A 12,035-nucleotide genomic window follows, 5' to 3' on the forward strand; every position below is an offset into this window, starting at 1 on the left:
CACGAACGTCCACAATAGACAAGGAGAACATCGTGTCGGACAAGAGAACGACCAAGATCCTGATAGGCGTCACGCTTGCCGGCGTGGTGCTGGTCGGGTCGGCGGCCTGGGCCGCGACCGGTGCGGTCGCGGATCCCGTTGCGGCGCAGGGGGTTGCCCGGGATGACGGTCCGGTCGAACCGCCGTCGCCGGACCAGCCCGCGATCGATCCGGACGGGCCGCTGCCCGACAACGGCGCGACCCAGCTGAAGGTCGGTGACGACTACGACTGGGACAACGGGCTGACGATGACGGTCACCGACGTGCACTCCATCGGCGTCAAACCCGCCGACCCGAAGTACACGCACACGATCACGGTCACCGTCAAGATCGTCAACAGCACCGAGGAGACGATCAGTTCCGGCCCGTACCAGTTCGCGGTGAGCAGCGATCTGGGCGACGCGGCGCCGGTCGGCGACGCGACGACCGGTCCGATGGAAATCCAGGCCGGGCAGGGTATCGAGCTGTCGAAGACGTTCCAGCTGGGCGGGGATGGCAACGCGGACGTTGATGTCACCATCACCGACAGCTCCGTAACCGATCCCGACACGCCGAACGCACTGGTCGTCCGAGCCGTCGGGTGAGCCTCGGCTGAGGGGGAAAGCGGTGGGCCTGCTGCGGGCCCACCGCTTTCCCGTTTCGGCTAAGAGCCGGCACCCGCATCCGCGCCGCGCCGCAGGTTCGCGGGCGGGACGTACCAGAGCACCGTCTGCCCGTTGGTCGGGCCGGTGAACGTGAACCGCGGCTGGGCGTTGCGTTCCAGCCATTCGATCATGCTGTACTTCGCGTAGCCGTAGCCCTGACTGGTCGGCAGACTCTGGGTGAGGATGTAGTTCGCGTCGTGGGTGAGCATGGTGCCGGCCGACGGCCACACGCCGAAGCGCGGGTCGTCCCGGAAGGCCCATTGCGCCGTGTTGTTCGTGACGCCGACCCGCGCCGTTGCGGGCAGGTTGGCGGTGACCCAGTCGCGCACCCGCACCAGCCCGTCGTCGGGTTCGGCGATGACCCGGTTGCCCAGCACGACCGTCACCACCACGAGGGCGATGGCCGCCAGCGCGGCCGGGCGCCGCAGTTCCGCCCCGGCCGCACCGAGTGCGGCGATTCCGGCGACCACGACTCCGTAGCCGTACTGCTCCTCCAGGGTGCCGAACAAGATCGCGAAGACCCCGAACAAACCCATTGACAGCGCGGAAAGGCCGATCAGCCGCCGAGCACGGTCGGCGCTCAGCGCGGCGACGAGCCCGGCGACCGGGCACACCAGCAGGAGCAGGTAGCTGGTGCCGAAATGGGCGACCTGATCGACCAGCCTGCTCCATAGGTCCGGCGCGCCCGGAGCGTTGAACCCGGTCGTCTGGTCCAGCCCGATCAGCCGCCTCGTACCGCTGATCTTGTCCGCGCTCCACAGGTTGAACAGCCCGTCCGCGCCGACGACGGCGAGGTAGGCCAGGTAGGGCGCCGTGGCTGATACCAGCACCGTGAGCCCGTCGCGGCGGTGCATCGTGTGCCGCCAGAACATCGCGGCCACGACGGGCACGGCCGCGAACATGACCAGGGCGTCCTTGCTGAACACGCCGTATCCGATCAGCATCCCCGCGAACACGGCTCGTCGTGTGCTCAGTCTTTCCTTGCGTGCCAACGCGGTCACGAGCACGAGCAGGCCGGCCAGCGAAGCCAGCACCGCCGGGGTCTCCAGGAAGACCCGGCCGTTGGTGCGCAGCACGAACGGGTCGAAGGCGAGCAGGGCGGCGCAGCAGAGCGAAAGGCCGAGCCCCGCGACCGCGCGCACCAGCAGGAACCCGGTGCCGGCAGTCAGCGCGCCGAGCACGACGTTGAGCCAGCGGAGCTGCAGCGCCTGTGCCATCAGGTCGCCGTGGATGCCGAAGGCCTTGATGACGGCGCCTTCGAGGATGAACCCGCCGGGCGGATGCAGGAAGAACGGGATTCCTTCGAGCGCGGGGAGGTGGCCCTGGCTGATGGTGTCGCCGAGTTCGGTGTAGACCATTTCGTCGACCCACAGCTCGAAACCGTGTGGCAGCGCCAAAGCACGGCATGCGAAGGCGGTGAGCACGACCACGACAGCCAGCGGATAGGTCAGGATCGGCTTGTGTAAAGAGGACAAGTCAGGGTTTCCTTGCGGTGAGCGGTGGGGGAACGAGTTCGCGGTACACCTGTTCTTGCCGCGCTGCCAAGGCATCCCAGTCGTAGCGGGCGGCGAACCGTGGTCCGGCGGTGCGTGTCCTGGCCTGGCATGCGGTGTCGTGGTACATCGAAACGACCGCGGCCGCGTACTCGTCGATGTCGAAGGCCGCGACCAGCCGGCCGCATTCCGCGGGCACGACCTCGCGGAGACAGGGAATGTCGAAGGCCACGACCGGGGTGCCGGACGCGAGTGCTTCCACGGCAACGATCCCGAAGGTCTCGAAGCGGGACGGAACGACGACCAGCCGCGCCCGGGCCAGGAGTTCTTGCTTGCGCAGGCCGTCGACCCAGCCGGCGAACCGGACCCGGTCGGCGATGCCGAGCCGTTCCGCCGATGCTCGCAGGTACGACTCGTCCGGTCCGGCGCCGGCGAGGACGAGGTTTCCCGGCTGCTCGACCACCGCCTTGGCCCAGGCTTGCAGCAGCAAATCCAGGCCCTTCTGGGCTTTTTCCAGCCGTCCGACGAACACGACGTCCGGCCCGCGAGCCGATTCGCCGGTGTGGACAGCCGGTTCGACACCGTTCCCGATGACCTCGACGGTCGCTCTCGGGTTGAGCTTCTTCAGCCGCACCGCGAGGTCTTCCGACACCGCGATGAGGTGCCGATGCCTGCGGGTCCCGAACCGTTCCAGGAACTGGACCGGCACGTGGTACTGGCGCGCCTTCTCACGCGCGTTGAGCCACTGCACCATCCCGATCGTCGGCCGTCCCGTCCACAGTGGAGCGGCGAAGCTCGAGATCGGCGCGAAGAAATCCTCGACGACCAGATGGGCGGGCCGCCCGCGGGTCTCGGCCGGCAGCCGGCACAGGTAGCCGAGCACCCGGCCCAGCCGCGTGCGGCCCCTGCCGAGTCCGATGTGGACATACGAGACCCCGTCCCGGACCTGGTCGCGGCAGCCGGGAAAGCGGGTGGTCAGCACCGTGATGCGATGCCCGTTGGCGGCAAGCCGCCGGTTGATCTCGTGCGTGCGACGCGAGCCGCCGCCCGCGCCGGGCGCCAGCGGGTCCTCGAACCCGAGGTGCAGAATCTCCAGCCGATCGCTCGTCGTGACCGGGTGCGCGGGCGTCTTGGGACGCAGCACGGAAAGACCCACGACCGCGACGACGACCGCCCAGACAGCCGGGACTGGACGAAGCAGGTACAGCACGCCCGCGAACGCGCCCCAGACCAGCGCGATCCTCGTCATGATCCGGTACGCGAAGCGCGGCAGGACCGGCCCGGAGACCCACAGCAGGACCACGGCCGCGAGCACCGCGGCGGCCGCCGCCCCCACCGCGAGCCCGGACGTTCCGTGCCGGGCGCCCAACGCGAGACCGGTGAGCACCAGGACGCACGCCACCGCGAGCCCGGCGAGCAGCCGGCGATACGCCTGGCGGGCGAGCAACAGGATCGCGGCGACCATGATGGCCCCGTACCCCAATCCGGCCAGCGTCAGCCAGGGCAGCAGCGACAGTGAATCCCGGTAGCGCGGCGGCAGCACCACCAGTGCCAGCGGTGCCGGCACGGTGACCAGCAGGGCGGCGGCCGCGCCCGCGAGGCGGAGATACGAACGCAGCAGGGTGTCGACGACGGTCTCGTCCCGGCTCGCCCGCACGAGCGGGAAGCTCAGCAGGACGGCGCCTGTCGCGACGTAGACCGGCGCCTTCGCCAGCGTCGCGACGGCCTGGTAGCCCGCCGCGGCCACAGGATCTCCGGTCATCGTCGCGACCAGCAGGATGTCCGCGGTGGTCAGCGCGCAGGTCACGAGCTGCACGAGCGCGATGCCGGTGGTTTCCGCCCAGCGCGCGGTATCCCGCGCCGCCCCGGGACGCCAGGCCACGTCACGCCGCATCCACCAGAACCCGATACCCAGCACCGCGACCGCACCGGCGACGTACCCGGCCACCCCGCCCGCGGCCCCCCACAACAGACCGGCGACGGCCACGCTGAACACCAGGCGCAGCAACGTTTCCGTCACCGACAGGGCGGCAAAGCGGCGGAACCGCAGCTCGCCCTGCAGCCAGCCCCACACCGGGGTGACCAGCACCAGCGCGAACCCGGCGAGCCCCGCCGTCAGTGCGGTGACCGGGGGTGCGAAGTTCAGTGTCAGCAAGGCTGTCGCGAACCCGGCGACCGCACCGGTGACCAGTGCGACGACGAGCGCGAACGCCACGCCGTCACGCCGCTCCCGTGACCCGGCGGCGTTGCTGCCCACCGTCCGTGCCAGCGGCAGTGGGACCAGGGAGCTCGCGACGATCCCGACCACGGTCAGCAATGCCTGCGCAGCACTGAAATCGCTGTACTCGCCGGGCGGCAGCCAGTGCGCCAGCAGCAGGCCGCACAGGTAGCTCAGCACACCCACGACTGCGGACGACATCGTGACGAGGACGTGGTTCCGGCCGATGTCCACCGTTCCCATCAAGTCTGGACCTTTGCTGGTGCGGCAAGGGTTCGCACGGCCGGGCCGGCCAGCAGATCGTGCCGGGTCGCCAGCCGGATCCGCGCGTCTCGGATGCCGAGGCGGGCGAGCACGCCCTGCGCGCCCATCTCGTCACAGCCGACGAGCAGCAGTGACGTCTGTCCATTGTGGTGGGTTATCTGATCGGTACAGCGCAAGCTTTCCTGTCGCACGGGATTTTCGGTGCTGGGGAAGGAAACGACGGCCGCGATATCCGAACGGGCCCGTCGGCGCTGCTGCCGTCGCCGCACCGTGGCGATCTCGGTTCGCACCACCCCGGCCAGCAGCTCCGCACTGCGCTCCCAGGTGAAGCACGCGGCCCACTCGCGGCAGTGCCCGGCAATCCGGTCGGACTCGCTCTTGTCCGACAACTGCTGGACGGCCGTGACGAGCGCAGCGCCGAAGTCCCTTTCGGACTCCACCAGCCAGCCAGTCTTCCCCTCCAGTACGGAATCCCGGATCCCGGGCACTCGTAGCCCCAGGCACGGGACGCCGAGCCCCGCGGCTTCGATGACCGCACAGCCCCAGCCCTCGGCGGCCGAGACGGACGCGGTGAGCCAGGCGCGGGCGAGCAGCTCGTCCCGCACGTGGTCGGGCTGGTATCCGTGGAAGACGACCGTGCCGGACAACCCGAGCACCACGGCCTGCCGTTGCAGGCGCAGCAGTTCGGGACCGTCGCCGACGATGTCCACGCGCAGCCGGGGAATCTCGGTCACGACAGAGGCGAGCTGGTTCAGCAGCAGATCGATCCGCTTGTGCGGCACCAGCCTGCTCACGACCACGAGCCTCGGGTCCGCGCCGCGCCTCCCGCCGGTGACCGCCGGTGGCTTGGCACCGTTGGGTACCACGAAGATCGGTGTCCGGATCTTCAGCCGGCTCCGGATTTCCTGCCGGGTCGACGGGGAAACCGCGCTGAGGGTCTGCCTGGCGTAGGCCTTTTGCGCGACCGTGCCTTCGAGGAACCGGCCGAACGCCGCGACGGCTGGGGAGAACCGGGTCGTGAACTGGTCGTGATGCACGTGGTGGATCACCTGGACGACAGGGGAGCGCCGGGGCAGGAACAGCGGGGCGAAGAACGGGATCCCGTTCTGGCAGTCGAGCACGGCGTCGAACCGCGCACCCGTCGCCAGCAGCCGGACGGCCGTGTGTGCGTACACGCAGAGCGGACCGCCCGCGCGGTGTGTCTCGATTCCGTCGATGATTTCGCGGGCGGGCGCGCCGGGTTCGCGTGCGGTGAACCACGTGACGCGCACACCGGCCGCGGTCCAGCGCCTGGCGATCTCGTGCATGTAGGACTCGGCGCCGCCGGCCTGGCTGTGCCGGATGTCCCGCCAGTTCAGGACCAGTAAGCGCTTTCCGCGCAGCGCGTCCAGGTTTGCCGTCACAGCGCGACCGCCCGGCGGTACAGGGTGAACAGCGCGGCGAAGGTCGCCGTGCCATCGCGCAGCGGCTGGAACGTCGACCGGCGATCATCCTGCCACGTAACGGGAATCTCGACGATCTGCCCGCCTCCGGCACGGATGTGCCGTAGTAGCTCGACATCGAATGCGAACCCGTCCAGGTGACAGCGGTGCAACGCCTTTTGCAGCTGCGCGCGCCGGAAGAACTTGAACCCGCACTGGGTGTCGTGCACGCCGGCCACCAGCGGGCGGGTCAGTGCCCGGAAGGCAGAACCACCGAGCCGGCGGCCGAACGGCTGCGGCTGGGCGAACCGGGCGCCGGGCGCGTGCCGGGAGGCGATCACGGCGGCGGCCCCGGCGTCGAGATGCCGCAGCGTTTCGGTGAGCGTGCTGATCGGGGTGGACAAGTCGGCGTCGACGAAGCCGACGTAGGGTGCCGTCCCGGCGAGCATGCCGCGGCGGACGGCCGCGCCCTTGCCCGGCCGGGCACAGCCGATGACGGTGATCAGCACGGACGGGGACTCGACGGCCCGCGCGATCGTGGCCGTCTCGTCGGCGCTGCCGTTGTCCACCACGATGAGCCGGGACGACCAGGGTTGCCGTTCCAAAAAGGACACCAGGTGGTGCAGGGTCCCGGACAGCCGCGCGGCCTCGTTGAAGGCCGGGACGACGATCTCGAGTTCGAATGCCGGAGACATCGTGCTCCTCGGGGTTGAAGGCGTGTTCGGTGTGGGATGGGCAAAGGCGCGAGCCGGACCCGCCGACCGGGCCCGGCTCGCGTTGCGTGGCGGGGACTAGCCGACCGACCAGCCCGCGGTCGAGTCGGAGCGGTTACCGGTGTCGTCGATCGCGCGGACCCAGTACACGGCGGGCCGGCTGTCGGTACTGGTCCAGCTCAGCGCGCTGGTCGTGGCGATCACGCGGTCGTCGCGCAGCACCTCGTACCGCACCGGGCCGGACGCGTCCGAACCCGCTGTCCAGGTCGCGGTCACCGTGCCGTTCGCCCGTTCGACCTGGAGGTCGTGCGGCCGCACCGGGGCCGTGGTGTCCCGGCCGCAGACCTTGCCGAAACCGCCGAGCCACTGGTAACCGTTGCCCTGGTGGGTACCGCGGACGAAATCGCCGCCGAACCACAGGCAGCCGTTCGGATCCTTGCGCAGCGCCCACGGGCCCATCGTGTTCCGCCCGCGCAGGCCCGCGAGGAAGAACTGCGGCAGGAACTCGCCGGTCTTCGCGTCGTAGGCGGCGATGAGGTTGACGTTGTCGACATCCGTCCGGTTCAGGATCGGATAGTCGCCCCAGGGGCCGGTGGTGCCGCTGTAGTCCCACTTGTCACAGTGGCAGCCGCCGTAGACGACCCCGTCGATTTCGGCCAGCGCCTGGAAGTCGCCGCCGGGCCGGGTGACGTCACTGGTGACATAGCTGAAGTCGGACCGGTTGTACATGCCGAGGATGTGCTCGGAACCGCCGAGCCAGACGTGATCGCCGTTCTCCATGACGGTCTGCTGGTATTGCGGCTGTTCGGTGGACGGCACCCAGCGCTTCATCCCGGGCGCCAGCGGGGCGCCCGCGGCCGTGGACACGGTCGCCTGCATCGGCGACGCGGTGAAGTCGGCGTTGTTGAACCGGCCCGCATAATAGACCCGGTCGCCGCGGGCACTGGCATCGAGTTCGTAGACCGGGCCGTCGAAATGCGGTTTCCACTGCCCGTCCGGGGTGTCGTCGGCGAGCCGGATCCGCGCCGCGTTCCCCACCGTGACCGGACCGGACTTGCCGCCGCTGATCTGGTTGAAGCTGCCACCGACGTAGAGCCAGCCGTCCTGGACGTCCATCGTGCGCACGTTGGACACGTTGGTCCCATAGCTCGCCTGGGTGTTCCAGTCGGCGACGACGGCGCCCGAGCCCGGGTCGAGCTCGGCCAGCGACTGGGTGCCCGCCTTGCCGTTGACGTGCTTGAACTGCCCGCCCACCAGCAGTTTCCCGTCCGGGCTCGCGGCCAGGGACCAGACGGTGCCGTCCAGCGTCGGCCGGAAGCCGGAACGCCACTCGCCGGTCTTGACGTCGAAGGCCGCCAGATAGGACTGCGGCTGCTTTGGCCCGCTCGGTCCCTTTTGGACATTCAAGAACTTGCCGCCGACATACGCGGTGTTACCGATGAAGGCGATGTCCTCGACCTCCATGTTCAGCTCGCTCTTGTCCTTGGTGGCGTCGACACCGAGGAGACCTGTTACACCCCAAGGCATGGGTTCCGTGGTGGTCTTCATCAGCGGGCGCACGGTCGTGGCCTTGGTGCCCTCGCGCGGGATGGCGGGGTAGGACGGGCTCGTCACCTTCGGCCGGACGAAAACCTGCGCGAACCCGAGGGCCTGACCCTCGGTGCCGGCTTCCCACAGGTAACTGTTCGCGGCGCTACCGCCGTGCACGTTCAGCCCGTAGCCGAAGCCCATCCGCCAGTTGTGCCGCGGTGTTTCGTAGGTGGCCAAACGGGTATAGCCGTCGTCGTTCGGGGTACCCCAGTAGTCACGGGTGTGCCCGGCCGGGTAATCGGTCCCGTTGGCGGACATCCCGGTCATCTTGATCCCGCCGCCGAACGCCCAGCTCCAGTCGGCGGCGCCGTCGAGCCGCAGTCGCAGCTCCTGCCGGTTGTTGCCGTCCGTGTTCGCGGCGCGGCGGACACGGACGCCGTCGGGGAGCGCGTCGGGGCGGCCGCCGTCGAGCAGGCCGTTGATCGTCTCCGCCGGCAGCGCCGCGGGAGTGAACGCGCCCGGTCCGTCGACAACCTCACGCAGCGCTTGCGGGGTGCCCTGGCCGTTGTGGGTCCACTGCCAGTCGTCGCGGCCGCGGCCGACGAGCACCCAGCCGCCGCCGTCCGTGCTCTGGTCGCAGTAGAACTGTTGCGGAGCCACGAGTTTCGGTGTCTGCAACCAATAGATCCCGCTCGGGCTGGACGGATACTCCTGCTTGATCTCCCAGCAGGAGGCGGCGGCCCGGTCGGTCGTCGCGCCGGTGCGGGCCGGTGCGGCGGAAGCCGTGCCGGGTGCGACCACGAGCGCCGCCGCCAGTACCACGAGAGCGGCCGTCAGCGGCCTATGCCGTGTCATCGTTTTCCTCGCGATCCGGGTGCATTTCGAAGGAGCCGATCGTGACTCTGGAGGTGCCCCATTCGTAGATTCCTTCGCGGTGTGCCAGTCCGCGCAAGGTCGTGTCCACGGCGTCCAGCATCCGGCCGACCGCCTGCTGCCGGCCGGGGGCGGCCAGCCGCTGGTAGAACGTGACCGTCTGCCGTGCCACGTCCGAGGCCGTGGACCCGCTCTTGCCGGCCTTTCCCCAGTGCGCCGCCAGATCGTTCGCGAGACGTTCGAACACGTCACGGGACGAGCATCGGAACCTCCGGGTTACTTGCAACGCGTACAGCCTGTTCTCGGTTTCGGTGATCATTGGGAGTTCTTTCCGCCGGGGAACGGAAAAATAACGCTGGAAGATCGATGATCTTGCCCGGCTCGTGCAGAGCATCGGGCCGTGGTAGAACCGGAGTCAAGCCGCAAGGCCGATGTCAGCCTGATCGTGCGGCGTTTTCCCTTTTCCGGTAGGGGCTTTTTCTTCCACACGTCCGAGCTGTAAACGCGTTTTCCGTTTCGTTCCGGATTCGGTGCGGGCGTAACGTCCCGTGGCGTTGTTCGTCCACAGTGGATAAGGAGCACCGATGAGCCAGGAGCTCGGTCAGCGGGCGGCGGTCGCCGAGTCCCCGCTCGACCAGGTTCGGCGGCACCTGGGAGCCATGCTGTTCCCCGGGCAGTTCGGCCCGGGCCTGGCGACGCCGGACCGGCCACGGGTGCCGCCTTCGCGCTGGGAGACCAAGTACCGGGCGATGGTGGCGAGCACGGACATCGCGTCCGCCGCTCTCTCGGCCGGGGTCGTCCACCTGACGGTGCGAGCGGAGCCGGGCTATCCCGTGGTGGGCATCGTCGCGGCGGTGGTCGCGGTCGCCAGCCTCGTTCTTTGTGGCGCCTGGGAAACGAGCACGCTCCGGCGGGGCGGCACCGGGTTCGGCCGCCTGGTTCACGCGTCCGGGATGACGGCGGTGCTCCTCGGGCTCGGCGGTCTCGCCGCCTCGGCCCTGGAGGTCCGGCCGTGGGTCTTCGTGTTCGTGCCCCTCGATCTCCTGGTGAGCCTGCTCGCGCGGCGCCCACTCCAAAGGTCCTTGCACCGCAAGCGAATCCGGGGCCGCTGCCTGCGTCCCGTGCTCGCGGTCGGCAGCGTCGAATCCATGCGGAAGCTGGTGGAGCGCACCCGGCGGCACGGGTACGCCGGCTGGGTGGTGGCGGGCGCCTGCCTGCCTTCCGGGACGCACCCGCCCGGGTCCTCTGTGGACGGAGTTCCGGTACTCGGCACGGTCGAGTCGGCTGCCTTGGTAGCGGCGAAGGGGCACTACCACGCGGTCGCGGTCAGCCGGGACACGGACTGGCGGCCGGAGACGCTCGAAGCGGTATGGCGTGATTTGCGCGCCATCGGGACCGAACTGCTCGTCGACCCAGGGCTGACCCACACCTGCGGGCCCGCCTTGCGCGTCGCCCCGGTCGACGCGCTTCCCTTGCTGCGCCTGGGGTTGCCGTCCACGGGGCGGACCGCGCAGAAGGTCAAGTCGGTGCTCGACCGGGCGGGCGCGGCTGCTCTCCTCCTACTCGCCGCGCCGCTCATGCTCGCGGTGGCGGCCGCGGTCCGTACCGACGGTGGGCCGGTCTTCTACCGGCAGACGAGGGTGGGGCGGCACGGGGAACTGTTCTCGATGGCCAAGTTTCGCTCGATGGTGCCCAACGCGGACGAGCTGAAGGCGTCCTTCGCCGCGAAGAACGACGGGAGCGGTCCGCTCTTCAAACTCCGGCGCGACCCACGCGTCACCCGCGTCGGCGGGGTGCTGCGCCGGCTTTCGCTCGACGAGTTGCCGCAGCTGTTCAACGTGCTGACCGGGAAGATGTCGCTCGTCGGGCCGCGGCCCCCGCTGCCGGAAGAGGTCGCGACCTACGCCGGGGACGCGGCACACCGGTTCGTCGTCAAACCGGGGATCACCGGGCTCTGGCAGGTCAGCGGCCGTAGTGACCTGTCGTGGCAGGAATCCGTCCAGCTGGACCTGCGGTATGTCGAGAGCTGGTCGCTCGGTCTCGACTTCCGGATCCTGTGGCAGACGGCCGGTGCGGTCCTGCGGCGTACGGGGGCGTACTGACCGTGCCCGAGAAGATCACCCGTTACCAGGACGCGGTCGCGCTCCTGGACCGCGCCCAGAAACCGAAGGCACAGGTGCCGGCGTACCTGCTGCTGGTCAATCGCCGGCTGGGCGGCCGGCTGGCCGCCGCCGCGTACTGCCGTGGCCGCACCCCGAACCAGCTGACCGCCGCCGGCGCCGCGCTGTCCTCCGGCGCGATCGCCGTGCTCGCGAGCGCACCGTGGCACTGCGCCGTCGGGTTCGCCGTGGCCACCCTGTTGCTCGCGGGATACGTGTGCGACTCGGCGGACGGGCAACTCGCGCGGCTGCGCGGCGGTGGCTCGCCCGAAGGCGAGTGGCTCGACCACGTCGTCGACGCGATCCGGACCTGTGCCCTGCATTCGGCGGTCCTCATCGGAATGTGGCGGCTCGATCCGCGCCCGCCCGCGTTCGTGCTCGTGGTTCCGTTGCTGTACACCACGGTATCGGTCGCGGTGGCGTTCGGCTCGATGCTCGGCGAGAAGCTGCTCGACCGGCCGCTGTCGCCGTCCCCGCCCTCGATGCTCCGTTCGTTCGCGCTGCTGCCGGTGGATTTCGGCGCGCTGGCGGCGAGTTTCGCCTTGCTCGGCACGCGCGGACCGTTCGTCACTGTCTACAGCGGACTCTGTGTGCTCAACCTCCTGTTCGCCGCGCGCCTGCTGGCGCGGTTCCGGCTGGCCCTCGCCCGACACCATAAGAACAACTGACCGGAGACAACTC

General features: G+C 69.7%; 9 protein-coding genes. 3 read left to right on the plus strand and 6 right to left on the minus strand.

Annotated elements, in window-relative coordinates; genetic code table 11:
• Positions 1-32: 32 nt before the first annotated feature.
• On the plus strand, positions 33-623 hold the full coding sequence (locus LOZ83_RS31720; RefSeq protein ID WP_236795432.1) for a hypothetical protein: 591 nt from the start codon (positions 33-35) through the stop codon (positions 621-623).
• A 59-nt stretch (positions 624-682) separates the two neighbouring features.
• Here the strand turns inward: LOZ83_RS31720 and LOZ83_RS31725 are convergent, their stop codons facing one another.
• The 6 genes from LOZ83_RS31725 to LOZ83_RS31750 form a co-directional block, all read right to left on the minus strand.
• Positions 683-2,158 (minus strand): glycosyltransferase family 39 protein, encoded by a 1,476-nt coding sequence (locus tag LOZ83_RS31725; protein ID WP_236795433.1) that lies wholly within the window; start codon positions 2,156-2,158, stop codon positions 683-685.
• A 1-nt stretch (position 2,159) separates the two neighbouring features.
• A complete protein-coding gene (locus tag LOZ83_RS31730) occupies positions 2,160-4,637 on the minus strand; it encodes a glycosyltransferase (protein ID WP_236795434.1) in 2,478 nt (825 codons plus the stop codon).
• Positions 4,637-6,061: a glycosyltransferase family 4 protein gene (locus tag LOZ83_RS31735; RefSeq protein WP_236795435.1), complete on the minus strand. Its 1,425-nt coding sequence runs from the start codon at positions 6,059-6,061 to the stop codon at positions 4,637-4,639. Before LOZ83_RS31735 ends, LOZ83_RS31730 begins: the two co-directional genes overlap by 1 nt.
• Positions 6,058-6,774, minus strand: a complete 717-nt coding sequence (locus LOZ83_RS31740) for a glycosyltransferase (protein ID WP_236795436.1) — start codon at positions 6,772-6,774, stop codon at positions 6,058-6,060. The genes LOZ83_RS31735 and LOZ83_RS31740 overlap by 4 nt, the downstream gene beginning before the upstream one ends.
• A gap of 96 nt (positions 6,775-6,870) precedes the next feature.
• Positions 6,871-9,177 (minus strand): fibrinogen-like YCDxxxxGGGW domain-containing protein, encoded by a 2,307-nt coding sequence (locus LOZ83_RS31745; RefSeq protein WP_236795437.1) that lies wholly within the window; start codon positions 9,175-9,177, stop codon positions 6,871-6,873.
• Entirely contained in the window at positions 9,164-9,514 is a 351-nt protein-coding gene (locus tag LOZ83_RS31750; protein WP_236795438.1) for a hypothetical protein, read from the minus strand. The genes LOZ83_RS31745 and LOZ83_RS31750 overlap by 14 nt, the downstream gene beginning before the upstream one ends.
• Positions 9,515-9,779: 265 nt before the next feature.
• Here LOZ83_RS31750 and LOZ83_RS31755 point away from each other — a divergent pair, with 265 nt between their 5' ends.
• Positions 9,780-11,297 (plus strand): sugar transferase, encoded by a 1,518-nt coding sequence (locus LOZ83_RS31755; RefSeq protein WP_236795439.1) that lies wholly within the window; start codon positions 9,780-9,782, stop codon positions 11,295-11,297.
• A gap of 2 nt (positions 11,298-11,299) precedes the next feature.
• On the plus strand, positions 11,300-12,022 hold the full coding sequence (locus LOZ83_RS31760; RefSeq protein WP_236795440.1) for a CDP-alcohol phosphatidyltransferase family protein: 723 nt from the start codon (positions 11,300-11,302) through the stop codon (positions 12,020-12,022).
• The last annotated feature ends 13 nt before the right edge of the window (positions 12,023-12,035 follow it).

Origin of the sequence: Amycolatopsis sp. GM8 (assembly GCF_021653975.1) — a bacterium.
GTDB lineage: Bacteria > Actinomycetota > Actinomycetes > Mycobacteriales > Pseudonocardiaceae > Amycolatopsis_E.